General features: G+C 63.6%; 26 protein-coding genes and 1 tRNA gene. 7 read left to right on the top strand and 20 right to left on the bottom strand.

From position 1 onward, the window contains the following. Positions 1 to 3: 3 nt before the first annotated feature. The 15 genes from tatC to ACPJW8_RS08920 form a co-directional block, all read right to left on the bottom strand. Positions 4 to 798: a twin-arginine translocase subunit TatC gene (tatC, locus tag ACPJW8_RS08990; protein ID WP_330188826.1), complete on the bottom strand. Its 795-nt coding sequence runs from the start codon at positions 796 to 798 to the stop codon at positions 4 to 6. Between the two features lie 46 nt (positions 799 to 844). Further along, the gene (tatA, locus tag ACPJW8_RS08985; protein ID WP_330188825.1) at positions 845 to 1,129 is read right to left on the bottom strand and encodes a Sec-independent protein translocase subunit TatA; all 285 of its coding nucleotides are present in this window, start codon (positions 1,127 to 1,129) and stop codon (positions 845 to 847) included. A gap of 30 nt (positions 1,130 to 1,159) precedes the next feature. Continuing rightward, the gene (locus tag ACPJW8_RS08980) at positions 1,160 to 1,510 is read right to left on the bottom strand and encodes a hypothetical protein (RefSeq protein WP_330188824.1); all 351 of its coding nucleotides are present in this window, start codon (positions 1,508 to 1,510) and stop codon (positions 1,160 to 1,162) included. 10 nt (positions 1,511 to 1,520) lie between these two features. Continuing rightward, positions 1,521 to 3,512 (bottom strand): helix-turn-helix transcriptional regulator, encoded by a 1,992-nt coding sequence (locus ACPJW8_RS08975; protein ID WP_330188867.1) that lies wholly within the window; start codon positions 3,510 to 3,512, stop codon positions 1,521 to 1,523. Between the two features lie 104 nt (positions 3,513 to 3,616). After that, positions 3,617 to 4,012: an FKBP-type peptidyl-prolyl cis-trans isomerase gene (locus ACPJW8_RS08970; RefSeq protein ID WP_330188823.1), complete on the bottom strand. Its 396-nt coding sequence runs from the start codon at positions 4,010 to 4,012 to the stop codon at positions 3,617 to 3,619. Between the two features lie 39 nt (positions 4,013 to 4,051). Next, positions 4,052 to 4,975: an FKBP-type peptidyl-prolyl cis-trans isomerase gene (locus ACPJW8_RS08965; RefSeq protein WP_330188822.1), complete on the bottom strand. Its 924-nt coding sequence runs from the start codon at positions 4,973 to 4,975 to the stop codon at positions 4,052 to 4,054. A gap of 102 nt (positions 4,976 to 5,077) precedes the next feature. Beyond that, positions 5,078 to 6,442, bottom strand: coding sequence for a Pup--protein ligase (pafA, locus tag ACPJW8_RS08960; RefSeq protein WP_330188821.1), 1,365 nt, complete (start codon positions 6,440 to 6,442; stop codon positions 5,078 to 5,080). Further along, entirely contained in the window at positions 6,442 to 7,149 is a 708-nt protein-coding gene (gene prcA / locus ACPJW8_RS08955; protein WP_330188820.1) for a proteasome subunit alpha, read from the bottom strand. The genes pafA and prcA overlap by 1 nt, the downstream gene beginning before the upstream one ends. 2 nt (positions 7,150 to 7,151) lie before the next feature. Continuing rightward, complete coding sequence (gene prcB, locus ACPJW8_RS08950; RefSeq protein WP_330188819.1) at positions 7,152 to 7,970, bottom strand: proteasome subunit beta; 819 nt, start codon at positions 7,968 to 7,970, stop codon at positions 7,152 to 7,154. A gap of 70 nt (positions 7,971 to 8,040) precedes the next feature. Beyond that, entirely contained in the window at positions 8,041 to 8,244 is a 204-nt protein-coding gene (locus ACPJW8_RS08945; RefSeq protein WP_330188818.1) for a ubiquitin-like protein Pup, read from the bottom strand. A gap of 90 nt (positions 8,245 to 8,334) precedes the next feature. Further along, positions 8,335 to 9,954 carry a depupylase/deamidase Dop gene (gene dop / locus ACPJW8_RS08940; protein ID WP_330188866.1) on the bottom strand — a complete coding sequence of 540 codons (1,620 nt, stop codon included), beginning with the start codon at positions 9,952 to 9,954 and terminating at the stop codon, positions 8,335 to 8,337. A 50-nt stretch (positions 9,955 to 10,004) separates the two neighbouring features. After that, positions 10,005 to 11,756 (bottom strand): proteasome ATPase, encoded by a 1,752-nt coding sequence (arc, locus tag ACPJW8_RS08935; protein WP_330188817.1) that lies wholly within the window; start codon positions 11,754 to 11,756, stop codon positions 10,005 to 10,007. 83 nt (positions 11,757 to 11,839) lie between these two features. Further along, positions 11,840 to 12,895 (bottom strand): tRNA (adenine-N1)-methyltransferase, encoded by a 1,056-nt coding sequence (locus tag ACPJW8_RS08930; protein ID WP_330188816.1) that lies wholly within the window; start codon positions 12,893 to 12,895, stop codon positions 11,840 to 11,842. A gap of 81 nt (positions 12,896 to 12,976) precedes the next feature. Beyond that, positions 12,977 to 14,128 (bottom strand): site-2 protease family protein, encoded by a 1,152-nt coding sequence (locus ACPJW8_RS08925; protein WP_330188815.1) that lies wholly within the window; start codon positions 14,126 to 14,128, stop codon positions 12,977 to 12,979. After that, positions 14,121 to 14,828 carry an HAD family hydrolase gene (locus ACPJW8_RS08920; RefSeq protein WP_425256469.1) on the bottom strand — a complete coding sequence of 236 codons (708 nt, stop codon included), beginning with the start codon at positions 14,826 to 14,828 and terminating at the stop codon, positions 14,121 to 14,123. Before ACPJW8_RS08920 ends, ACPJW8_RS08925 begins: the two co-directional genes overlap by 8 nt. 194 nt (positions 14,829 to 15,022) lie before the next feature. Here ACPJW8_RS08920 and ACPJW8_RS08915 point away from each other — a divergent pair, with 194 nt between their 5' ends. Further along, a complete protein-coding gene (locus tag ACPJW8_RS08915; RefSeq protein WP_330188813.1) occupies positions 15,023 to 15,928 on the top strand; it encodes a PAC2 family protein in 906 nt (301 codons plus the stop codon). Here the strand turns inward: ACPJW8_RS08915 and mshC are convergent, their stop codons facing one another. Both mshC and ACPJW8_RS08905 read right to left on the bottom strand, forming a co-directional pair. After that, positions 15,929 to 17,245, bottom strand: a complete 1,317-nt coding sequence (gene mshC / locus ACPJW8_RS08910) for a cysteine--1-D-myo-inosityl 2-amino-2-deoxy-alpha-D-glucopyranoside ligase (protein ID WP_330188812.1) — start codon at positions 17,243 to 17,245, stop codon at positions 15,929 to 15,931. Positions 17,246 to 17,261: 16 nt separating this feature from the next. Continuing rightward, positions 17,262 to 18,095, bottom strand: a complete 834-nt coding sequence (locus tag ACPJW8_RS08905; protein WP_330188811.1) for an undecaprenyl-diphosphate phosphatase — start codon at positions 18,093 to 18,095, stop codon at positions 17,262 to 17,264. Positions 18,096 to 18,146: 51 nt separating this feature from the next. Between ACPJW8_RS08905 and ACPJW8_RS08900 the strand changes: the two genes are divergently transcribed. Then, complete coding sequence (locus tag ACPJW8_RS08900; protein WP_330188810.1) at positions 18,147 to 19,085, top strand: aldo/keto reductase; 939 nt, start codon at positions 18,147 to 18,149, stop codon at positions 19,083 to 19,085. 6 nt (positions 19,086 to 19,091) lie between these two features. Here ACPJW8_RS08900 and ACPJW8_RS08895 read toward each other — a convergent pair whose 3' ends face one another. After that, a complete protein-coding gene (locus tag ACPJW8_RS08895; RefSeq protein ID WP_330188809.1) occupies positions 19,092 to 19,355 on the bottom strand; it encodes a hypothetical protein in 264 nt (87 codons plus the stop codon). 40 nt (positions 19,356 to 19,395) lie between these two features. Between ACPJW8_RS08895 and ACPJW8_RS08890 the strand changes: the two genes are divergently transcribed. Next, a complete protein-coding gene (locus ACPJW8_RS08890) occupies positions 19,396 to 19,629 on the top strand; it encodes a DUF5703 family protein (RefSeq protein WP_330188808.1) in 234 nt (77 codons plus the stop codon). Here ACPJW8_RS08890 and ACPJW8_RS08885 read toward each other — a convergent pair. Together ACPJW8_RS08885 and ACPJW8_RS08880 are read right to left on the bottom strand one after the other, a co-directional pair. After that, entirely contained in the window at positions 19,626 to 20,795 is a 1,170-nt protein-coding gene (locus ACPJW8_RS08885; RefSeq protein WP_330188807.1) for an acyl-CoA dehydrogenase family protein, read from the bottom strand. The genes ACPJW8_RS08890 and ACPJW8_RS08885 overlap by 4 nt on opposite strands. Positions 20,796 to 20,811: 16 nt before the next feature. Beyond that, positions 20,812 to 22,116 carry a M20/M25/M40 family metallo-hydrolase gene (locus ACPJW8_RS08880; RefSeq protein WP_330188806.1) on the bottom strand — a complete coding sequence of 435 codons (1,305 nt, stop codon included), beginning with the start codon at positions 22,114 to 22,116 and terminating at the stop codon, positions 20,812 to 20,814. A 198-nt stretch (positions 22,117 to 22,314) separates the two neighbouring features. Between ACPJW8_RS08880 and ACPJW8_RS08875 the strand changes: the two genes are divergently transcribed. The 4 genes from ACPJW8_RS08875 to ACPJW8_RS08860 all read left to right on the top strand — a co-directional run bounded on the left by ACPJW8_RS08875 (position 22,315) and on the right by ACPJW8_RS08860 (position 24,670). Then, positions 22,315 to 22,397, top strand: a tRNA-Leu gene (locus tag ACPJW8_RS08875). A gap of 108 nt (positions 22,398 to 22,505) precedes the next feature. After that, positions 22,506 to 22,844 carry a hypothetical protein gene (locus ACPJW8_RS08870; protein WP_330188805.1) on the top strand — a complete coding sequence of 113 codons (339 nt, stop codon included), beginning with the start codon at positions 22,506 to 22,508 and terminating at the stop codon, positions 22,842 to 22,844. A 23-nt stretch (positions 22,845 to 22,867) separates the two neighbouring features. Then, a complete protein-coding gene (locus tag ACPJW8_RS08865) occupies positions 22,868 to 23,590 on the top strand; it encodes a M50 family metallopeptidase (RefSeq protein ID WP_330188804.1) in 723 nt (240 codons plus the stop codon). Between the two features lie 9 nt (positions 23,591 to 23,599). Continuing rightward, positions 23,600 to 24,670: a glutathione S-transferase family protein gene (locus ACPJW8_RS08860; RefSeq protein ID WP_330188803.1), complete on the top strand. Its 1,071-nt coding sequence runs from the start codon at positions 23,600 to 23,602 to the stop codon at positions 24,668 to 24,670. The last annotated feature ends 44 nt before the right edge of the window (positions 24,671 to 24,714 follow it).

The following is a 24,714-nucleotide window of genomic DNA, read 5'->3' as shown; positions in this document are numbered from 1 at the left end:
CCCCTAGAGATTCTTCAGTTCGCTTCTAGGCGTGGCCACGTCAGCGTTGGCTTCGGTTTCGGCCGCAACCTTGGCGGCCCGCTTGTCCCGGCGGTTGTCATTGAGGATGCACAGGCCAATCGCCGCGAAGAACAGCACCAGCAGGGGCCCTGCCAGCATGATCATGGACAGCGCATCGGTGCCCGGTGCTGCCAGGGCGGTCAGCACAAACACCAGGAACACAATGATGCGCCAGGCCTTCAGGATGGTCCGGCCACGCACTACCCCGGCCATGTTGATGCCCACCAGCAGCACCGGTACCAGGAAGGAAATCCCCAGGATGAGGAACATCTGGGTGACGAACGTCAGGTAGTCGGCCGCGCCAATGTTGTTCGCGCCTTCCGCGGGAGTGAACTGCAGCAGTGCCCGGACAACCGTGGGAAAGACCCACCAGCCCACGTACACGCCGGCCAGGAACAGCGGCACGCCTGCAAACATGTATCCCAGCGTGTAGCGGCGTTCCTTCGAGGTCAGGCCAGGAGTGATGAACGCCCAGACCTGGTAGATCCAGATGGGGCTGGAGATGACCAGGCCGATCTGGATGGCGATCTGGATTTTGAACGCGAAAGGATCCGCAATCGTCGCGAAGTTCAGGACGGCTGTACGGCCCGTTTCTTCGGCGATGGTGATCAATGGCGATGACAGCCCGTTGACCACGGGATCGTAAAGGAACCAGCCCCCAACGGCAGCCACCAGGATGCCGATGGCCGACTTGATCAGGCGGTTCTTCAGCTCCCTGAGGTGATCCCAGAGAGCCATCCTCCCCTCAGGGTTGGATTTGCGGCCTTTCGTCAGTGCCACTGGATCAGATGCGGTTGGACGGCGGAACGTCGTTGCCGCCGGTAGTGCCGCCGTCGTTGTTCCGCTGTTCGTTCTGCGGGTGGTTCACGACCTTGCCCTCAACGGGGCCGGTGGCGTCGTTGGCCTCAGGCTTGCCGTCGTTCTTCATTTCCTTGACCTCGGACTTGATAATCCGCATGGACTGGCCCAGGCTGCGTGCCATGCCCGGAAGCTTGGGAGCAGCAAAGAGCAGCAGGGCCACGATGATGATGATGAGGATCGGCCAGGGGCTATCAAACAGTCTTCCCACGGGAATTCCTTTCTGGGGGTATTTCTACGTCTAGTTTAATTCGAGGTCGTGCAGGCGCTGGGGCTGATGCCTGTCCTTCTTGCGCTGCACGCGCCGCTGACGGCGCAATTCCCGGCGGGATGCCTTGGAGGTGAGGTAATCATGTCTTACCTGGTCCGGCGAGGCAAAAACTGCCCATCCCGGCTCAGGACCTGCGCTGCCTCCCGGGGGCACCGCGGACGGAGGGAACGCCGCGACCTGGCCAAGCTTCTCCCCTGCTGCACCGAGATCGCGCATTACTGCCATGGCCTGCCGGAACAAGCGGATTCCGAGCAGCACGAAAAGCAAGAGGGAAAGCGCTATCAGCGCGATCCAGATCACAATCCAGGACCACCAAGGCATGATATCCAGTCTATCCTCCGTACCGGTGCAGGGCGGACTCCACCCAGTTCCGGGCCGCCTTGGCGTGTTCCTCAGGCGCCAGCACCCGCACCTGGCCGCCGTGCTGTGCCACCAGCATGGGAATCCAGTCGGCATTGCCAATCCGGATGTCCGCCACCAGCCCGCCGTCCGGAAGATTGGCTGTCCGTTCCGCGAAGTAGTCATCGGCAAGGCCCGAGCCCTGCCGGGTGAGCTGCAGCGTGACAACAGTATCCTCGTCCCGCGGCGTAAAGGGCCGCGCCGGGCCGGTGCCCAGCTCACTGGAACCGTGCTCTGCAGCGAGCCCGTTGGGCTCAAGGGACTCCATCCGGTCAAGGCGGAAGTTACGGATGCCGCCCGCTCCATGGCACCACGCCTCGACGTACCAGACGTTGTCGCGTGAAAAGAGCCGCAGCGGATCGATGTTCCGTTCACTGACTTCATCCCGGAGCGGTGAAACATAGCGCAGATGGAGCTGCGAGCCGGACGCGATGGCCGACGAAATGGTTTCCATAGTGGCGCGCTCCGCCGGAACCACGTCCGGACCGGACAGGGAGGCTGCCCGGAGCCCCTCCTCCCCGGCTGCCGCGAGGAGCTTGAGGGTTACCGATTCGAGGGCCGGATCATCAGCCGGTTCCGGCAGGCCGTTCAGGGCGGAGAGACCCGTAAGAAGCGCGCACGCCTCCTCCACCGTAAAGCGGACAGGGCGCGTCAACTCGAGGTCTTCGATGATGAAGACGTGGTCGTCCTCCCACTGGATGTCGAAGAGATCCCCCGGGTAACCCTCAGGCAGTCCCGTGCAGATCAGGATCCGCAGATCCTCCTCCAACTGGTTGCGTGTCACGCCGAACTTGTCAGCAACTTCCTGGATGTGAAGGCCCTGGTTGTGCACCAGGAACGGCACCAGTTCCAGCATCCTGCGCAGTTGGTCCTCGGAAGTCCGCGGACGTGCCGGTCGGGACTGTTTTGTGTCGAAGGAGTAGGCGGGAACGGGCGACTCCGCGAGCCGGGTGGCCGCGTGCAGCCTCCGCCTGACGGACGATGCCAGGTCCTCGGGCTCAAGGACCCGTACCTGTGGACCGTAGGAAGCGAGCTCTTCCGCAAGTACCTCAGCGTCCCGGAACGGCAGCCGGAGAACGTCCGTACCGTCGTCGTTGGTTGGCCCGCTGGTGCCTTCCGCGCCGCCCTGGGGCACGGTTTCAGCCCTCCGGCGCAGCTGCAGCAGCCGTCCCGCGGGCACCTCCACCAAGGCGTGGGACAGCGGGAGTTCCGGAAGTTTCGCCAGCTCCGCGCGGATGTCGAAGTCCGACGGCGGCACAAACGTTCCATCCGCCAGGACGCTGACGTCGCTGGTAAAGCGCGATAACCGGAAGTATCGAAGGGCGTCGCGCCGGCGGTCGCGGCCGGCCAGGTACCAGTGGCCAAAGCGGCTGCCCAGGCCCCAGGGTTCCACGGTCCGCAGTTCTTCCACGCCTGTACTGCCGGCAAGGTACCGGAACGTCACTGCATTCCGGGCGTGCATGGCTGCCACCAGGACATCGAAGGCCTGCCCGGCAGGCTTGATCCTCGGCTGGATGGCGGGCGGTACATCAACCTCCGCGGCTCCCCCGGCAGCCTGCAGCTTGCGCAGGGCGTTGGCGGCAGCCGTCCCCATGGCTTCCTGCTCCCACAACTGGGCGGCCAGCAGGAGGACGGCCCACTCGCCACGGCTCAGCTGAACGTCCGGCAGGCGGTTTGATTCCTTGCCGATCCTGTAACGCGTAGTGGCCGGATCATCCGAGCCCCATCCGGTATCCATGACCGTCTCGACGTCGAACCCGAAATCACGAAGATCGTTCTTGTCACGCTCGAACATGCGGCCAAAGGCGGTATCGGAGCTGGATGGGTAGATCTTCTCGCGAAGCTCACTGCGGCGCAGGCCATAGCGGGTATTCAGCAGGGCCATCAGGAGGTTCAGGAGACGTTCAGTGCGGGTAGCGGACACCTTGGCTACGTTACTAAACACGGAGGTTTAACGCATGGAGCGCGGTCACAGCCAGGAAAAGATGTCCCTGATTGTTACCGCGCTCCGCAGCGTCTTGCTATTGACTAGCGGACGCCCACCAGGTCAACAACGAAGATCAGCGCCTCATTGGGGCCGATTGCCCCGCCTGCGCCGCGGGAACCGTACGCCAGTTCCGAAGGGATTTCCAGGCGACGGCGGCCGCCTACCTTCATGCCCAGGAGGCCCTGGTCCCATCCCTGGATGACCTGGCCCACGCCTACGCGGAAGTCCAGCGGTGCACCACGGCCCCAGGAGGCGTCGAATTCCTCGCCGGTGGACCAGGCAACGCCTACGTAATGCGTGGAGACGGTGTCGCCCTTTTTAGCCTCGGCGCCGTCACCTTCGATGAGGTCGGTGATGACCAGTTCGGTGGGGACATCGCCTTCAGGGAAGTCGATCTCGGGCTTCTGGCGGTCAAAATTGCGCTGGCCAAATGACATGGTTACTCCTTCGATAGCTATGGATATGCAGGTACAGGTTTACTTGGCGCCGAGGATGTCCACAACGAACACCAGGTCGCCCTTGGCTTCGCCCTGCCCGGCTTCACCGTAGGCAAGGTCCTGGGGAATGACCAGGAGGACGCGGGAACCTACGGTCTTGCCGGCCAGGCCCTGCGTCCAGCCCGGGATGACGTTGGTCAGGGGGAAGGACGCCGGTTCGCCGCGGTCGAAGCTCGAATCGAACTTGGTGCCACCAGCCAGGGTGACGCCAACGTAGTTAACGGTCAAGGTGTCCGATTCCTTCACCTCGGCGCCCGAGCCCTTGATCAGGTCCTGGGCAACGAGTTCGGTCGGGGCTGCGACGCCGTCCACCGAGATCTCCGGAACGCCGTCTTTTTCGGTGACCGTGGGAAGGCCTGCGGGGGGCTCAACGGATTCACCTTCAGGCTCCTCCAGCGCAGGGGTGACATCGCGGGCTGAAAGCACCTTGATGATCAGCAGCTGCGTCGGCGCTGCCGCGGTTTCTCCGGATGCCGGCTGTCCGGGTGCTGCCAGCGCCAGGTAGGAACCCACCTTGGCGCCGAGGAGGGCGTTGTAGACGAGGCTGCCGCTCTCCTTCAGCTCATCGTTGACTTCAACCGGCTCAGGCTGTCCGGCGAAGGTGTCTTCGAGGGTGGAGCCGTCCGTTCCATTCACCGCCAGGATGGCGATGTCCGCGACCTGGTTAGCCTTCACGGCGTCACCGGATCCCTCGGACACCATCTTGATGGTGGGCTCCGCTACTTCCAGCGGCTTGGTGAACTCCAGGCCAGGCGCTTTGGCCTCACCATTGTCCGTTACCTTCACGGAGTCGAGTTTGGCCACTTCACCGGCGGACTGGCTGGTAGGTTCAGGTTCCCCGGACCCTCCACAGGCGGTCAGCAGCAACAGTGCGGGAAGGATTATTGCGAGTATTCGGCGCACGTAAGAACTTTCGTCGGGGCTGGGTGGACGTTGCACCCGCACGGTGGCGGGCACGTCAGGACAGATTAATGCCCCGTCAAGGATAGCGGCTGAAGCTGGGAGTCAGCCCATAGAATCCAGGAGGGCATCAACGCGGGCGTCGACGCTCCGGAAAGGATCCTTGCAGAGGATGGTCTGGTGCGCCCTGTCGTTGAGCTTGAGGTGGACCCAGTCAACTGTGTAATCCCGGCCGAGTTCCTGGGCCCTGCGGACGAAGTCGCCGCGAAGCTTGGCCCTGGTGCTTTGCGGCGGTCCATCGACGGCAGCCTTAACGGCCGGATCGTCCACCAGCCGCCGCACGGCGCCCCTGGACTGAAGCAGGTAGAAGAGGCCACGCGTCCGCGAGATGTCGTGATACGTCAGGTCCAGCTGGCTGATACGCGGCGCATCCAGCTCCAGCCCGTGGCGTGCCTGGTAGCTGTCCACCAGTTTTTTCTTAATGGCCCAGTCAACCTCGGTGTCGATCGCTGACGTGTTGCCGGACTCAATGGCGTCAAGGGTCCGCTCCCAGAGGTCCAGGATGAGTGGCACCTGCGCGTTGTGTGCGCCATGGTCCTTGACGAAGGAAGAGACTTTGGCAAGGTATTCGCGCTGGATTTCCAGGGCGGTGAGCTGCCTTCCGTTGGCCAGCCGTACCAGGGCGCGGCCGGTGAGGTCGTGGGAAATCTCGCGGATGCTGCGGATGGGGTTTTCCATCCGCATGTCCCGCATGATCACGCCGGCTTCAACCATCCGCAGGATGAGGTCCACGGTGCCCACCTTCAGCAGCGCGGTGGTCTCGGACATGTTGGAGTCACCAACAATGACATGGAGCCGCCTGTAGAACTCGGCATCAGCGTGCGGCTCGTCCCGGGTGTTGATGATGGGACGGGACCTGGTGGTGGCTGAGGAAACGCCCTCCCAGATGTGGTCTGCCCGCTGCGAGAACGCGAAGGTGGCCCCGTGCGGGGTTTTCAGGATTTTGCCGGCTCCGGCGATCAGTTGCCTGGTAACCAGGAACGGAATCAGGATCTCGGCCAGACGGGAGAATTCACCGCGGCGCGGGATCAGGTAGTTCTCGTGGCTGCCGTAGGAGTTACCGGCCGAATCGGTGTTGTTCTTGAAAAGGTAGACGGTTCCATTAAAGCCCTCGGCCGCGAGCCTGGACTGGGCCTCGTCCACGAGGTCGTCAAGGATCAGCTCACCCGCTTTGTCATGGGCGATCAGCTGGGCGAGGTCGTCACATTCGGCCGTTGCGTACTCAGGGTGGGAACCGACATCCAGGTACAGCCGGGAGCCGTTGGTGAGGAACACGTTCGAAGACCGGCCCCAGCTGACAACCTTCCGGAAAAGGTACCGGGCAACTTCCTCAGGCGCTAGCGGGCGGGAATCCGGGCTGGAATAGGAAATGCCGAATTCGGTCTCTATGCCGAAGATTCTCTTGTCCATCAGTGGTCCCCCTTCAACAGCGGATCGACGTCGGCAGCAGTAAGCCTTCGGAAGGCGCGCCGCGTTCCCCTGGTGTTTTCCGAATCCCGGTGCAGGACGGCTACTTCCACGGCCGGCTGCGGCTGGGGCTCGGTCTCCGTGCGCGGAACCAGCCCGCGCACGGCGAGCCTGATCGCCTCCGTGAAGGTGAGCGTGGGCCGCCAGCCTCCGCTGATGGCCGCAGAGACGGTATCTGCCTGGCCGCCCATCACAATAAAGCCGTTTTCGTCGGCAATGGAGCCGTCGAAGGTCAGGCGGTAGAGGTGGTCCTGGTCCTGGCGGACACCCACTTCGGCAACGGCCAGCTCAACTTCGAACGGCTTTTGCTCAGCGGTAAATACCGCACCAAGGCTCTGTGCGTAGACGCTGGCCAGCCCCCGGGCGGTGACATCCTCACGGTCGTAGGAATACCCCCGTACGTCCGCGTACCTGACTCCGGCCTGGCGAAGGCTCTCGAACTCGTTGTATTTGCCAACAGCCGCGAAGGCGATTTTGTCGTAGATCTCGCCGATCTTATGCAGCGATGGAGACGGGTTTTCGGCTACCAGCGCGATGCCCTCCGCGCAGCTGATCACCGCTACTGAACGGCCCCTGGCAATTCCTTTCCGCGCGAAGTCGGCGCGGTCCTTCATCAGTTGTTCGGGAGAGACATAGAACTGCTGAGTCATGTTTATGCCTCCCGCCCGGCGATGGCCCGGGCCTCGATGATGGATCCTGCTACGGCCGCAAGGTCCTGCTCCGGAATCCGCCGGGCGCCTTCTGCGGTGACCACATAGACCACCGGCCACAACTGCCTGACGGTGTCCGGACCACCTGTGGCGGAGTCGTCGTCGGCGGCGTCGTAGAGGGATTCCACGGCCACGGCAACCGCCTGCTCCTGGCCCAGGTTGGGCCGCCAGAGTTTCTTCAGTGCGCCGCGGGCGAACTGGGAACCGGACCCTACCGAATGGTGTTCCTGTTCCTCATACCTGCCGCCGGTGACGTCATACGAGAATAGCCGTCCCACGCGGGCCACGGTGTCGAAGCCGGCAAACAGCGGAATGACGGCCAGGCCCTGCATGGCCATCCCGAGGTTGCCGCGGATCATGGCACCAAGCCGGTTTGCCTTGCCGTCCAGGCTCAGCAGCGTGCCTTCAATTTTTTCATAGTGCTCCAGCTCCACCTGGAACAGCCGTGTCATGTCCAAGGCGATTCCGGCCGTTCCGGCTATGCCCAGGACAGAGAACTGGTCAGCCGGAAACACCTTTTCGATGTGCCTGCTGGCGATCACGTTCCCCATGGTGGCCCGCCGGTCCCCCGCCATCAGGACACCGCCGTCGAACGTCAATGCCACGATGGTGGTGGCATGGGCCGCCTGCAGCGGCTGCCCCGGGCCGCTGTGGCCTGCTGCCAGGTTGAACGGAAGCAGCTCAGGACGGTCGCGTTGAAGATGCTCAGTGAAGGACGAAGTGGCGTTGGCAGCTATCCGGTGGGCGGTTCGTTCCTGCAATGGTGCACTCCTTGATGTAGAAAACCCTGTCCAGCCTGTGCATCAGCGCCAATGGGCGCCGCGGACTCCCTTACTGGCCGCCCTTTTGCACAAAGGCGCGGACGAATTCCTCGGCGTTGGATTCAAGGACCCCGTCGATTTCGTCCAGGAGGTCATCCACGCCCTGGGTTGCGGCCGAAGCCTGGGCTTCGGGCACCGCCGGCGGGGCCTCGGGGATTTCGTCCTCGACGACGTCGTCCCGCGACTGGGGCTGCTGCTGTTCCTGCGCTGCCATTTTTCTCTCCCTCTTTCAGTTCCAGCGGACTTTCCCTGCCGAAACATCCGATAAGCCCATATTGCCACGCTGCCGGTCCACCGGTGCCGTTTAAGCCCCTGGCGGAGCGCTGTTCTGCCCCAGCAGTTCGGCCAGGAACGACTCCGTGTCCCGGTGCCGTTCAAACAGTGCTCCAGTCAGTTCCCTGGTGCCCCGCAGCGGTTCCCGGGTGGGCACCCGCTGCAGCCTGCCGTAGCCGGGAACGTCAAAGATGACCGAGTCCCAGCTGGCCCCGACCACGTGCTTGCCGAAGTTGCTGACGCTTTTGCCCCGGAAGAAGGCCCTGGTGTCCGACGGCGGTTCCGTCACCGCTGCGGCGATCTCGGCGTCGTCCACCAGTTTCTGCATCCGGTTCCGGGAGGCAAGACGGTAGTACAGACCCTTCTCCGGACGGATATCCGCCCACTGCAGGTCCACGAGCCCCAGCCGGGCGTGGCCCCAGTCCAGTCCGTCGCGCTGCCTGTACCCCTCGAGGAGGGACAGCTTGGCCAGCCACTCCACCGAGCCGGCAGCGGCTGCCCTGTCATTGCCAAGCTGGGTCAGGGTGGTGGCCCAATGTTCCAGTACGGCGTGGGTGTGACCGTCGCCGTCCACGGCGTCCGCCACCCCACTTTCCTGGGCGAGCTTGGCGGCTGCCTCGTAGTACATCCATTGCAGGTCCAGTGCAGTAACCCTTCGGCCGTCCATCAGCCTCAGTGTGTCCGCCAGGGACGTGTCATGGCTGACCGCCTGGAGGGCTGCGACAGGTTCGTACACCTCTACCTTGGGAGCCAGGCCCGCCTCGATCAGGCTCAGCACCATGGCCGTGCTCCCGAACTTGAGGTAGTTCGAAGCCTGGCTGAGGTTCGCGTCACCGATGATGACGTGCAGGCGGCGGTATTTATCCGCCGTCGCATGCGGTTCATCGCGGGTGTTGATGATGGGCCGACGGATGGTGGTCTCCAGGCCCACCTCGGCTTCGAAGAAGTCCGCGCGCTGGCTGATCTGGTAGCCCACCCTGCCGGCGTCCTGGCCGATGCCCACCCGTCCGGCGCCGCACATGATTTGCCTGGTCACGAAGAACGGCGTCAGCCCACGGACGATGTCCGAGAAGGGCACCGAGCGCGGCATCAGGTAGTTCTCGTGCGAACCGTAGGACACCGACTTGTTGTCCGTATTGTTCTTGTACAGGTTTACGTGCGGCAGTGTGGGATCACCGGCCAGCCGGCGGACGGCGGCAAGAGCCACCAGGTCTCCTGCGGCATCCCAGATGACGGCGTCCCGCGGGTTGGTGACTTCAGGGCTGGAATACTCAGGGTGTGCGTGGTCCACGTAAAGCCGGGCACCGTTTCCCAGCACCATGTTCATCAGGAGCGAACCGGCCTCGTCCTCGCCGTCCAGCTCCAGCTCGTCCCGTCCGTAGGCCAGGGCTATCGCCTCGGCATCAAGCACAGGAGGCTGGTCAGTCAGCTGGCTCGGATGGGCCTCAGAGCGCTCCAGGTTCCAGCCGCGGGCATCATGCAGCGGCTCCTCGTCCGTATAGTCCCAGCGGGTTTCCGCACCACCGGCAGCCCGCTGCTTCGTGACCTGCGCGTAGGCCTGGACAACCCTTGCCGACATCATGGTGGCGTTCGCGCCAGGCGATGAGGGGGCGTGGATGCCGTATTCGGTTTCCGCCCCCATCACCCGCATGGCCCCGCCGACGGGCAAGCCTTCGCTGCCGGCCGGGTGCTGTGCTGCTGTCACAGGTACTGCCCCGTGGTGGGCGTCGTCTCGATCGACTTTCCGGGTTCCTGGCCTGCCTTGCCCTGGACGATGGTCCGGATGTAGGTGATCCGTTCGCCCTTTTTCCCGGATATCCGTGCCCAGTCATCCGGGTTGGTGGTATTCGGCATGTCCTCATGTTCGCGGAACTCATCCACGACGGCCCGCAGCAGGTGATCGATCCGCAGGCCCTTCTGGCCGAGTGTCAGGAGGTCCTTGATGGCGTACTTCTTGGCCCGGTCAACAACGTTCTGGACCACCGCGCCGGAGTTGAAGTCCTTGAAGTACAGCATTTCGGTGTCGCCGTTGGCGTACGTCACCTCAAGGAACTCGTTGGACTTTTCCGTGGAGTACATGGCCTCGACCGTGCGCTGGATCATGTCATCCACGGTGGCAGAGACGTCGCCATGGTGTTCGGCAAGGTCATGCTGGTGGAACGGCAGGTCTTCGGTGATGTACTTCTTGAAGATGTCCGCGGCTGCCTCGGCGTCCGGCCGGTGGATCTTGACCTTTACGTCCAGCCGTCCGGGGCGCAGGATGGCCGGATCGATCATGTCTTCACGGTTGGAGGCACCGATGACGATCACGTTGTCCAGCCGTTCGACGCCGTCGATCTCGCTCAGCAGCTGAGGAACGATCGTGGTTTCGACGTCGGAGGAGACACCCGTGCCGCGGGTGCGGAACAGCGAATCCATTTCGTCGAAGAAGACCACTACGGGGCTGCCGTCTGAGGCCTTCTCCCGTGCCCGCGCAAAGATCAGGCGAATGTGGCGTTCGGTTTCGCCGACGTACTTGTCCAGCAGTTCAGGACCCTTGATGTTCAGGAAATAGCTTTTCAGGTCCGTGTTGCCTGCGCGTTCGGCGGCCCGGGCGGCCAGTGAGTTGGCCACCGCCTTGGCGATGAGCGTCTTGCCGCACCCTGGGGGGCCGTAGAGCAGGATGCCTTTCGGGGCCTTGAGTCCGTGTTCCCGGTAGAGGTCCGGGTGCAGGAAAGGAAGCTCGACGGCGTCGCGGATCTGTTCGATCTGCGGGCCCAGGCCACCGATGTCCTGGTAGGTGATGTCCGGAACTTCCTCAAGCACGAGGTTTTCGACTTCGGAACGCGGAACCTTCTCCAGGGCATAACCGGTCCGGGAATCAATGGACAACGCGTCACCGACCCTGAGGCGCTCGGCCTGTAGGGCCCCGGAAAGCCTGATGACCCGTTCCTCATCCGCGCGCCCCACTACCAGGGCGCGGTCGGTTCCGAGCTTTTCCTTCAGGGTGACCAACTCGCCGGCACGTTCGTAGCCCAGGCCGGCCACCACGAGGAGGGCCTCGTTCAGCAGCACTTCCTGGCCCGGCGCCAGCTGGCTGATGTTGATCAGCGGGCTGACGCCCACCCGCATCTTCCGGCCGGCATTGAAGATGTCCACGGAATCTTCGGCGACGGCCTGACGGCTGTCCCCGGGCTGCGGATGCTTCCTTGGATTGATCTGCAGGATGGTGCCAAAGCTGTAGGGGGGCTGACCCTCCTGGTCCAGCGCATTCTTCAGCCGGACGATCTCAGCTTTGGCAGCCTCCAGCATGCTGACAAGCTTGGAGTTGTTCTGCGAGGCCGCCACGAGTTGGCGGTCGATGTTCCGCAGTTTGTCCCGAAGAATGTTGATCTGGCGGTCCGTTGCGGTGATTCCATTGACAGAAGCCTGTTCTGCCGGCGTTCCTGCGGAACCCTCATTGGGAGTTTCCATGATGCCTCAGCCCCTTCCTGCGCTTCTCTTAAGACCTTAACCCCAAGATGGCAGGTACTGGGGGCAACTCCCCCGAATGCTGCTTAGTTCGTAATCTCCGGCTCATCCTTGATGTTGGTCCCGGCGATGGCATCGCGGGCCGCGCGGCGGAGCTTTTTGTCCGATACCGGACGCTCGCCAACAGCGCCGGGAGTCCATGCGTTGACATCTTCTTCGTTGAAATCCGTCTTGGAGGGGCGGCGCTTGACGGAGATTCCCGTGACGCCGTCCGCGAGCCTGCGGGTAACCAGCAGGAATCCGGTGTGTGCCACCATGCGGTGGTCCGGACGGACAGCCAGGCCTTCCAGGTGCCAGCCCCGCACCATGGATTCCCAGGCGTCAGGCTCCGTGAAGCGGCCGTCTGCGCGGATCGCTTCGGCCGTGCGGGAAAGCTGGGTCACGGTGGCCACGTAGTTGATCCACACGCCGCCCGGGGCAAGGACAGTAGCCACGGCGTCCAGGCATTCCCACGGCGCCAGCATGTCCAGCACAACGCGGTCCACGGAGCCGGGCTCTTCCGTGCGGACGACTTCCTCCTGGAAGTCACCCAGCGAAATCTTCCAGGCCGGGTGCGGTCCGCCAAAGATGGTTTCCACGTTGCCGCGGGCGATGTCCGCGAATTCCTGGCGGCGTTCGAAGGAATGCAGGTAGCCGTTGTCTCCAACGGCGCGCAGCAGCGAGATGGACAGGGCGCCCGAGCCGACGCCGGCTTCGACCACGCGTGCCCCCGGGAAGATGTCAGCCATGGTCACAATCTGGCCGGCGTCCTTAGGGTAGACCACGGCTGCACCGCGCGGCATGGAGAGCACGAAGTCCGAAAGCAGCGGGCGCAGCGTCTGGTACTGCTGGCCCACGTTGTTCACAACGACCGAACCGTCCGGCTGGCCGATGATCTCATCATGGTTCAGGAAGCCGCGGTGGGTGTGGAATGCCCCACCCGCCTCCAGCGTGACGGTGTTCATCCTGCCACGCTCGTCAGTCAGCTGAACGCGCTCACCTTCACGGAAGGGACCACGACGGCGGGCCGCGCCGACTGCTTCTCCCCGGTTGGTTTCCGCGCCCGCAGCCGTTTCCTGGACTGCGGCAGATTCGCTGCTCATGACGTGATTTCCTCGCTCCTGTAAATCCCGGCCGTGGGCACGGCCAGCAAGTAACTCTACCGGCCTGTCCGGCCGGGATAACTATTTACGCGGTCCGGGCTTTCCCGTAAGCGCCGTGAGCACCGCCGCCTGGCCCAGGAGGCCGGTAACGTCACCGCGCTGGTTGATCACCGCATATTCTTCGCCGGTCAGCCTGGAGAGGTACTGGATGAGTTCGGGTCCGCTGGCGGACTCCGGAACGTAGGCGCCGGGTGCCAGCGGATAGCTGACGGCCGTGACAGGGGTTGAATCCAGCACTGACGACGGGACTGCGGCCAGCGCGCCGCGGTCTACTACCGCTGCGGGCCGCCCGTCAGGACCACAGATGACGACGGCGGCGCCTCCCGCGGACGCCGCCCGCGCCTGGCCTGCCGTGGCGGATGCCGCCAGGCCCTTCGCAGGCATGGCCAGTGCCCCGGCATTGACCAGGTGCAGGCGTCCCCGGAGGGAGCCCTGGCGGATTGCGGCGGAAGCGCCCACCCATAGGAAGCCGCATACCAGGACCGTGACCACCACCAGGGTCAGGTCCACAGGCCTTCCGCTGGCATGGGGCAGAACGATGAACCACACCACCAGGGCGATCACGATGATCCGCCCGCCCCAGCCGGCTGCCACTGTGCCTTTGGCCTGGCTGCCCGTCATCTTCCAGACGAGTGATTCGACGATCCGTCCGCCGTCCAGGGGCAGGCCGGGAAGTACGTTAAAGATGGCAATCAGGAAGTTGGCCCACATAATTGCTTCGGCCAAAAATGCTGCCACGCTCAGTTGAGGCAGGGCCATGAGCACCAATCCTGCAACACCCGCAAGAAGGAAGTTGGCGGCGGGACCCGCCAGCGCGACCACCACGGAACGGCCGGGCGAGGCCGTGAAGTTTTCGAACTGCGTGTGTCCGCCCATCAGGGTGAGGACGATTTTTCGGGTGGGCCAGCCGTAAACCTTGGCGCTGAGTGCATGAGCGAGTTCGTGCACCAGCACCGATATCAGCAACAGCACCGCGTAGGCGAACGCGACGTAGTAGGACATGACACCGAGCACTGGGTTTCTAGCCGCCAGCACCGGGCCACCCGCCACAACCATGAACGCGGCAATGATGAACCACGAATAGGCCAGGATGACCGGAATTCCAGCGATCCTGCCCAGCGAAATGCCTTCACGCTTACTAGCCGCCCCCGGGCCGGGAGGCGCCTCAGCCATGGGAGATTCCCCCGGCCGGCGTGGCTTCCGAAAGCCCGGCAACGACCTGTTCATTCCGGAGCGCCCCCGCAGACGCTGCGGCATTAAGGTCAGCTACTGTCCTGCCGGCCAGCGAATCCCAGGTGAAGGTGCCCGCATCCGGCGGCAGGGGCGTGATGTGCGGAACGGCAATAGTGGTCACACCGGACGCCATGGCGGCGGCCACGCCCGGCACAGAGTCCTCCAGTGCCACGCAGTGCCGGACATCCAGCTCAGGATCCGCTGCCTGCAGAAGTGCCACGGCCCGCAGGTAGGCTTCGGGGTGCGGTTTTCCCTGCGTGACGGTGTCTCCGGTGACCACGAATTCGAAGTACGGCTTGGCGAGGCTGGCAACGATCTCCCGTGCCAGCGGCGCCTCTGACATGGTGACGAGTGCGCACCGCACGCCCTCGGCATGGAGTTCGTCCAGAAGTTCCCGCGCGCCAGGGCGCCAGGGTACTTCCTGGCGGATGTTGGCGATCACCGAAGCGGTCAGGGAGTCGATGATTTCGCGGATTTCCATCTGCACGCCGGCCTTTTGGAGAAGTCCTGCAGAGTAGTCCAGCGACTGCCCCACGAGTTGCAGGGCCTGTTCGTGGGACCAGGTTCCGCCGTAGGAGGCAACGAGGGCGTGCTCAGCTGCCATCCAGTAGGGCTCGGTATCCACGATGGTCCCGTCCATGTCCCAGAGGACCGCGCGGAGGGTTTTACCGGGCTGGACGGGCGTCTGAACAGGCGTGTGCATGTGCTCCACTCTACGGGGATGGCGGTGCACAGGCTGTTCACTGTACGCCCTCGGCGTACACCGTGTGGAGCGCGCCATGTGTTGCCCGGAATGCTGTGCGCCGGGCGCCGTCTTGGACGTAGGGTGTTGGAATGAACAGCTTCGATGGAGACACCGTAGACCCCGGCACCCCGCCCGAGCCTGAGCGTCTCCTCCAGCCGGTGGAGGATGGCGCACGCATCACGGTCATGCTTGCCGCCTTTGAGGGCTGGAATGATGCCGGCGAGGCGGCAAGCGATGCCCTTCGCTACCTCAACAAGCTCTGGGACGGCAAGAAGATCGCCACGATCGACGCCGACGAATACTACGATTTCCAGTTCACCCGGCCCACTGTGCGGCGGAACGCTGCAGGCCAGCGGAAAATCAAGTGGCCTTCCACCCGGATCTATAAGGCCACGGCGCCGGGAACGAATGTGGATGTCATCTTCGTCCAGGGAACTGAGCCATCCTACAAATGGCGTGCGTACACAGCTGAACTGCTGGTCCAGGCCGAGGCCCTGAACGTGGACTACGTGATCCTGGTGGGCGCCTTGCTGGCTGACGTACCGCACAGCCGGCCCATCCCCGTCAGCACCTCAACGGACGATGCCGCACTGCGCGAGCGGATGAACTTCGAGGCGTCCCAGTATGAAGGCCCCGTGGGAATCGTGGGGGTCCTGGCGGAGGTGGCCCTGCTGGCAGGCCTGCCGTCGATGTCCCTCTGGGCGGCAGTCCCCCACTACGTTGCCCAGGCGCCGTCTCCCAAGGCCCAGCTTGCACTGTTGCACCGCATCGAGGAACTGCTCCAGGTCCCGCTGGATACCGCTGAACTGGCGGAGGAAGCGGACGCCTGGGAACGCGGAGTTGACGAACTGGCCACCGAGGACCCGGAGATCGCCGCTTACGTCCGGCAGCTTGAGGAGGCCAAGGACACCGTTGACCTGCCGGAGGCCAGCGGTGAGTCCATTGCCCGGGAGTTCGAGCGCTACCTCAAGCGCCGGGGCAAGGAAAAGCCCTAGTCAGAGCTCCACGCCCAGGAGGGCGCTCAGGGCGTCGTTGACCAGTGCTTCATCGGTGCGGCTGGCAGGGGCGCCAGCCAGGGAGCCGTCCGCCAGGGCGGCCATGTTGCTGGAGTCGCTGGCCGCGTTGTCCGCCCAGCGGTCCACGGCGGCCAGTGCCGCAGGGGCGTCAAGATCGTTGGCGAGGGCGGACCTCATCTGCTCGATCAAAGGCCCTGCCGATCCCGCGGGAGCACACGCAGCCGCTTCACGCCAGCGCTTGAGCCGGGCCTTGGCCTGCAGGAACGCCTCATCTGTCCATGACCATTCGCTGCGGTAGTGGTGGGCCATAATGGCCAGGCGGATTGCTGCCGGTTCCTCGCCTGCGGTGCGAAGCCGCGAGACAAGCACCAGGTTCCCCTTGGACTTGCTCATTTTTTCGCCGTCCAGCCCCACCATTCCGGTGTGGGCAAAGTGACGGGCCAACGGCACGCCGGCCAGCGAGTACGCGTGGCCTGCGCCCATCTCATGGTGCGGGAAGATCAGGTCGGATCCACCGCCCTGGACCGTGAAGGGTGCAGGCAAATACTTCTGGGCAATGACAGTACATTCGATGTGCCATCCTGGACGGCCTTCACCGAGCGAGGCTCCGGGCCAGCTTGGTTCTCCAGGGCGGGCAACACGCCACAGCAAGGGGTCAAGCGCGTTTTTCTTGCCGGGCCGTTGGGGATCGCCTCCGCGCTCTGCGAACAGTTCCAGCATGTCGCTTTCAGGCAGGTTGGAAATACTGCCCAGTTTCCAGGCGCCCGGGAGGTCCGGATGATTACTGGCCGCAACGACGTCATAGTAGACGTCTCCGGCAGGCTCGTCACCGGCGGCCGCTACACGGTACGCAAGACCCGCCTCAATGAGGCGCTCGATTTCCGGGACGATGTCCGGAACAGCTTCGACAGCACCGACGTAGTGGTCCGGGGCAAGGACATTGAGCGCTTCCATGTCTGCATGGAACAACGCAATCTGCTCCGCGGCGAGATCCTGCCAGTCCACCCCGGTAGCGGTGGCCCGTTCCAGGAGCGGATCGTCGACGTCGGTCACGTTCTGCACGTAGCTGACTCCCAGTCCGGCGTCCCGCCAGGCCCTGTTCAGCAGGTCAAACGCAACATACGTGGCGGCGTGGCCCATATGGGTAGCGTCATAAGGGGTGATCCCACAGACATACAGTGACTGCCCGCCTTCCGCCGGCAGCGTTACCTCACGGCGCAGCGCGGAATCGAAGATCCGGATTGCCGGCATCCTGCCGGGGACCTCGGGAACGGGAAGGGATGTCCATGTTTTCACATATCAAGCCTAATGCTTAGGCGGTGATGACGTTGAAACCAAGCAGCAGGTAGAGGGCCAGGCCCAGCAGGATCCGGTACCAGACGAAGAGCCGGTAGCTGCGGGTGGAGACGTATTTGAGGAACCAGCCGATGATGATGTAACCCACCACAAAAGCGATGACGGTGGCCAGGGCGGTCTCGGGCAACCCGTAAGGCCCGGTGATTCCTTCGGCCGAGACCACCTTGTACAACTGGTAGAGACCGCTGCCGAATACTGCGGGAATGGCCAGCAGGAATGAGTAGCGGGCGGCCGCTTCCCGGGTGTAGCCCATCAGCAGACCGGCCGTGATGGTGCCGCCGGAACGGGAGACTCCCGGGATCAAGGCCATGGCCTGGGCGAGCCCGTAGACCAGGCCGTGCTTGTAGGTGATTTTGGACAGCTCCCGCTCCTGCTTCCCCACGGCGTCTGCCACGGCAAGAATGAGGCCGAACACGATGAGGCTGGTTGCCACGATCCACAGGCTGCGCAGGACCGATTCGATCTGGTCCTGGAAGAGCAGGCCCAGCACGATGATCGGCAGGCTGCCGAGGATGACCAGCCAGCCCATCCGCGCGTCAGGGTTGCTCCGCTCGACTTTGCCAAAGAGGGATCCCCACCAGGCGGTGACGATCCGCACGATGTCGCGCCAGAAATAGACCACGACGGCGGTCTCGGTACCCAGTTGCGTGATGGCGGTGAACGCTGCGCCGGGATCCTCTGCATTGGGGAGGAATTGCCCGACGATGCGCAGGTGCGCACTCGATGAAATGGGCAAAAATTCGGTCAGTCCCTGCACAAGGCCCAGAAAGGCCGCTTCAAACCAGTTCACGCTAAGACCCTACGTCATGGAACGTGCCGATCCGGCCGTAAGCTTTCTGATATGCAGCAGCGCTATGTCGGAAACAGCGGATTCAGGGTGTCCGCCCTCTCCCTCGGCACCATGTCCTGGACCCCCGAAACTGATACCCAGGACGCAGCGGACATGCTGCGGATGTTCATCGACGCCGGCGGTTCGCTGGTGGATACTGCCGCCTGGTATTGCGGTGGCGGCACCGAGGCGCTGCTCGGTTCAATGATCGGCGACGTCGTCTCCCGCACTGAGGTGTCCATCTCCAGCCGGGCGGGCCTTTCAATGCGCCACGGGAAGCAGTCCGTGGATACGTCACGGCACGCACTGCTTGGAGCCCTGGACGGCAGCCTTGCCCGCCTGGGCACCGACTACGTTGACATCTGGTTTGCGCAGGCATGGGACCGGAACGTGCCGTTGGAGGAGACCCTTGGCGCCTTGGAGTACGCGGTCCGAAGCGGACGTGCCCGATATGCAGGGATCGCCAACTTCAACGGCTGGCAGACTGCCAAGGCGGCCGCCGTGGCAGGGTTCCCGCTGGTGGCCTGCCAGGCCGAATATTCCCTGCTGAACCGGGCTGTGGAAGCAGAGCTGGTTCCCGCCGTTGAAGACGCCGGACTAGGCCTGATGGCGTGGGCTCCCCTGGGACGCGGTGCGCTGACCGGTAAATACCGCGGTCATATTCCTTCTGATTCCCGGGCCGCCCGCGACGCTACTGCCGCCTACGTCCAGCCCTACCTTTCGGAAAGCGCCTCACGCGTTGTTGAAGCGGCGGCCATGGCGTCCAACGGATTGGGCAGGTCCGCCACCGACGTTGCGCTTAGCTGGCTGCTGGCCGGGGAAGGCGTAGCTACGGCGATAGTGGGTGCCCGGACTCCTGTGCAACTCAAGGAAATCCTCGATGCCCGGCTTACTCCCCTGCCGCCCCAGATCCATGCGGCGTTGACGGACGTTTCGGCTTCCGCCACCTAGCGCACGCTACTCGACGATGTCGAGGTCCTCTTCGTCCACTTCATCCAGCTCGTCATCGTCCTCTTCCTCGTCTTCAAACACCTGGAGGGGCGTGACTTCGTTATAGGCCTCGTAGAGTGCGTCTTCGTAAACTTCGAAGGCGTCAGCCACGGCGAAAAACGCCGCCTCCACCGCAGGGTCGCCATCACCACGGCGGTTCGAGGCTGCTATAAGGTGTTCTTCCAAGGCGGAAGTCAGGGACGCAAGCGCGACACGCGGATCGATGCTCATGACTTCACGTTAGCTGGAAAAGGACGAGAATGGAGGTCAAATGAGGGAACAATTTCTCACCAGCTCGGTCCAGAGGGAACGGGATTACCTTCGTCAGTACGAGTACCTCGTCCTGACGGTGAGCCCTGACGATTCGCTCCACGAAGCGCGCCGGCGCCTGGTTGAGCACTCCGAATACGGTAAATGGGAGCTGGAAAAAAGCGTCCTGTACATGGGCGGAGGCCGCCGTTTCTGGCTGCGCCGCCGCGTCATGCAGGTCCAGCGGACCGCCTAGTCCACGTTCGGCTCCAATGGCCCCAACCAGGCGTTGGCCACGGTGTTGTGCGCCGACTCGTCATCTGACGGGTGGAACATGCCTGCAAGGACGTCCCGGTAGAGGCGCTCGAGTTCCGAACCGCTGAAGTAGCTGGAGCCTCCGGACACCCGGATGGCCAGGTCCACCACCCGTCGCGCCGTCTCAGTCGCGTTGACTTTCAGCCCCACAAGTTTCGGGAACCACAGCCGCCCGTGATCAGCCAGGGAATCAACGTCGCGGGTCACCTGGGACAGTTGCGGGTACAGGTTTTCCATGGCCATGGCGGCGTCCGCAACCTTCCAGCGGATGTCCGGGTCCTGGGCATAGCTGCGGCCACCGTTTTTGAAGGACGTTCGCTTGTGTACTGTCTCCACCCCTTTGGTCAGGGCGCGTTCGCCGAGTCCTGTGTACACCGCTGCCAGAAGGGACTCGAAGCACGCGAAGATCGCGAAAATCAGTGGATCGGCGTTTGGTCCTACCGGGAGTTTGCGGAAGATGCGTTCCGGAGGGACCACTGCGTCCTCAAGGACGGTGGTGTTGGATTGGCTGGCCCGCATGCCCAGCGTGTTCCAGTCCTCCAGGATCCTGTAGCCGGCCGAATCACGGTGGATAAAGCCATGCACCAGTTCCCCGGCGCCATCATGGCCCTGGGGATCCTTTCCGAAGATTCCCAGGCGGGTCCAGGCCGGTGAAAGGCTGGTAAAAATCTTGGTTCCGGTGAAGCTGTAGCCGCCGTCGGGCAAGGCAGTGGCCACCGTCCGGGAGTCAAACAGCACAGAGTCGTTCCCGGCCTCGGAGTTTCCAAAGGCGAAAATCTCGCCCCGGCCGGCCTCCTGGAGCACAAAATCCAGGGAGTGGTCCCCGCGGGCGGCGAGGACATGTGCGACGCCGGTCCAGACCAGGTGCATGTTGACCGCCAGCGCAGTGGCCGGGGCCGCCGTTGCCAGTCTCCGCTGGCACTGCGCCGCCGCCTCCAGACCAAGGCCCAGTCCGCCGTCGGACTCCGGCACGAAAATCCTGAGGTAGCCCGCGTCAGCGAGTTCGGCGAGGTCCTCGTGGAAGAAGGCGTTATTGCGGTCATACCCTGCAGCACGTGCCCGGATCCGTTCCAGGAGTGCGTCGGGAAGAAGTTCCTCGGGGGTCATTATTGAGGCTCCGCGCCTAGTAGTTGGTCAGGAGCGTGTTGAGCACGCGTGCGCCGAACTTCAGCGAGTCCGCCGGAACCCTTTCATCCACGCCATGGAACATCCCCGTGAAATCCAGTTCATCGGGAAGCTGCAGCGGGGCAAAGCCATAGCCGGTGATGCCCAGCCGGCTCAATGATTTGTTATCCGTCCCGCCGGAGAGTGTGTAGGGCAGCACCTTGGCCCCGGGGTCCTCTGAGTGGAGGGCGTCGATCATGGAGTCAACCAGGTTCCCTGCGAACGGAACCTCCAGCGAGACGTCACTGTGCACATAGCTCACATCCACCCCGGTTCCGGCAAGGTCGCGGACCACCTCCAGCACATGCTCCGCCTGCCCGGGCAGGGTGCGGCAGTCGATCAGGGCCTCAGCCGACTCCGGAATGACGTTGTGCTTGTAGCCGCCCTTGAGCAGCGTGGGGTTGGTGGTGTTTTGCAGGGTGGCCCCCACGAACCGCGCCACGGTGCCGAGCTGGCTGAGCAGGATGTCCGGGTTGTCGGCGTCGAACTCCACGCCGGTGAGTTCCGTCACCCCATCCAGGAACTGGCGGGTAGTAGGTGTGAGTTCGATCGGCCACTTGTATTCGCCGATCCTGGTGACGGCGGCAGCCAGGCGCGTCACAGCGTTGTCCGTGTTGATCTGCGAACCGTGTCCGGCCCGGCCATGGGCTACCAGCCGGAGCCAGGAGATGCCCTTCTCGGCTGTCTGGAGAAGGTAGGTGCGCTGCCCGCCGATGGTGGCGGAAAATCCGCCGACTTCGGAGATGGCTTCAGTTGCTCCCTCGAAAAGTTCCGGCCGGTTATCGACGGCGTAGCGCGCCCCGTATTCGCCACCAGCCTCTTCATCGGCGAAAAAGGCAAAGATGATGTCCCGCTTGGGTTTGCGCCCCGTCCTGGCGAAATCGCGGAGGACGGACAGGATCATGGCGTCCATGTCCTTCATGTCCACTGCGCCGCGGCCCCAGATCAGTCCGTCACGCAGTTCGGCCCCGAACGGATCGACGGACCATTGCTCCTTCAGTGCCGGCACAACATCCAGGTGCCCGTGCACCACCAGCGCGCTGGCGCTCGGGTCCTGTCCGGACATGCGTGCCACAACATTGGCCCGGCCTGGTGCTGATTCGAAAATTTCCGCGTCCAGGCCAACTTCCGCGATCAGGCCGGCGGTATATTCGGCGGCCTTCCGCTCCCCCGGGCCGCTCCCGTCACCAAAATTCGAAGTGTCGATCCGGATCAGGTCCTGGCAGATCTGGACAACTTCATCCTCAGGCCGGATGTCAGGCATGATCACTCCTCAAGGTGGTGGGCCGTGGAGGCCCGTGCGAAGTCCGGATAGCCGGTACCAAGCCGACGCGGGCCTTGGGTTCAGCCTACCCAGTTGCCCCGATTCCATGTTTACCGGATCTTCGTGTTAGAGTTTTTCTCGCCGCTTCGGAGAAATGCGAAACGCTGCAAGGCGAAATCGTTGTCCGGAATACCACCTGCGCGGGTGGCGGAATGGCAGACGCGCTAGCTTGAGGTGCTAGTCCTCGAAAGGGGGTGGGGGTTCAAGTCCCCCTCCGCGCACACAATGAGAACACCCCGGTCCTTGGACCGGGGTGTTCTTTTTTGTCATGCACCGGCGTCCAGGATCTTCTGCTTACAATCGAACGTCAATCAACGTATGAGGGAATCATGAAGAAAATCACCACTGCCGTGCTTGCTGCCGGCGTTCTGCTGGGTGCCTCGGCCTGTACCGCCACCACACAGCTCTCAACAGCTGAAACCTGTGAGCGGGTCCAGACCGTCCTGGCCAACCCCGGCAACAACGTGGGAAAGACCGGTGCCACGCAGATGGCCAACCAGATCCGTCCCATTGAAACGGTTGCCTCCGATGAACTGAAGCCTGCACTCGCCTCGATCATCGAATACACCGACGAGGCCTCCAAGGCTGCTCCCGACGAGGCGCTCCTCGAAGAACTCTCGGGCGCATATAAGGAAGCCACCAGCACCTTCACGGCATCCTGCAGCTGACCTTCCCGGACAATCCTGGCGCCTTGGGCGAACGTCTTCACGCGGCGTTTACCCAAGGCCCGGTGCCCCAGGCCAGTCCTGGCGTCATTCTGCTGATCGTCGCCGCCGTCGCCGTCCTGTCACTGCCGGGAAAGAGCTGGCGCTACCTCGGCCTGCTCACCACTGTTGTCCATGAACTGGGGCACGCCTTCGGAGCCCTTATGACGGGCCAGAGGCTTCGCAGCATCGTGCTGCGTGCTGACCACTCCGGCACCACCACGTCCCTGAGCCGCAAACGCTGGCCGGCCGTCTGGTCCGGTTTCTGGGGATACCCGACCCCGGCCGTCGCTGGCGCAGCGCTGGTTACCGCCGGTTTCACCGGTTGGGGCAGTGCCGCAATTGCCGCCGCCACCGCCGTGGTGCTGGCTTCATTGCTGTTCGTCAGGAATTTCCTGGGGGCGGCCATCGTCGTCGCAACTTCGGCGGCCGGCACCGCAGTAGTGCTCCTCGCTCCCACAGCAGCGACGGGCTACGTAGCCATTGTGGTGGGATTCATGCTCCTGGTCGGTTCAGTCCGCGCCATGGGGAACCTGATCAACGTTCACATCCGGCGCCGGGGGTCCCTGGGCAGCTCGGACGCCTACCTTCTCCAGAGGGCAACGGGCGTCCCCGCAGTGGTGTGGCTGCTCCTGTTCGCCGGCGCCATCGCCGCGTCGTGGTACGCGGCCTCGCTGCCCGCGGCTGCGGTTCTCTTTCCCGGAGCATAGGCTGGAGGAATGAACCAGAGCAGCAGGCAGGATGCCGCATCCGAGCACAGTACCCGTGGCGCCTACGTCACCGGAGGCGAAGAGTTCTCACGGGACACCAACTACATTGAGGACCGGATCACCCGCGACGGCCGGCCCGGAAGCAACGGCGAACCCGGTTGGAAGGTGGAACCCGGCAGGTACCGCCTGGTTGCCGCCCGTGCGTGCCCGTGGGCCAACAGGACTGTTATTGTCCGCCGCCTGCTGGGCCTGGAGGACGTCATTTCGCTGGGCCAGCCGGGGCCCACCCACGATGTCCGCTCCTGGACTTTTGACCTGGACCCCAACGGCGTGGACCCAGTGCTGGGGATCGAGCGGATCCAGGACGCCTATTTCCGCCGCTTCCCCGACTACCCACGCGGCATTACGGTGCCGGCCATCGTGGATGTTCCCAGTGGCGCCGTGGTTACCAACAACTTCCCTCAGATCACCCTGGACTTCTCGACGGAGTGGACCGAATTCCATCGGCCGGGGGCACCCGTCCTGTACCCGGAACATTTGCGGGAAGAAATCGACGCCGTGAACAAGCGGGTCTTCACCGAAGTCAACAACGGGGTGTACCGTTGCGGGTTTGCCGGTTCGCAGGAAGCCTACGATTCCGCCTACACCCGGCTGTGGACTGCACTGGACTGGCTGGAGGAACGTCTCTCCACGCAACGTTTCCTGGTGGGCGAGACCATTACGGAAGCCGACGTCCGGCTGTTCACCACCCTTGCCCGTTTTGATGCCGTCTACCATGGCCATTTCAAGTGCAACAGGCAAAAGCTGAGCGAGATGCCGGTGCTGTGGGCCTATGCGAGGGATCTTTTCCAGACGCCAGGCTTCGGCGACACCATCGACTTCGTGCAGATCAAACAGCACTATTACATCGTCCACGAGGACATCAACCCAACAGGGATAGTGCCCCAGGGGCCTGACCTAAGCGGCTGGCTGACCCCACACGGACGCGAGGAGCTTGGTGGCAGGCCGTTCGGGGACGGTACTCCCCCGGGCCCGGTGGCGCCGGGAGAAGAAGTAACTCCAGGGCATGGCGCTGCCTGAAGGCTGGAAAGCGCTTACTTGGCGCTGCTGACGGGCTATAGTCT

The sequence above is a fragment of the Pseudarthrobacter sp. J47 genome, from assembly GCF_049810315.1.
Classification (GTDB): domain Bacteria; phylum Actinomycetota; class Actinomycetes; order Actinomycetales; family Micrococcaceae; genus Arthrobacter.
Note: the sequence above shows the minus strand (reverse complement) of the source record. Positions and strands in the feature narration are given on the sequence as shown.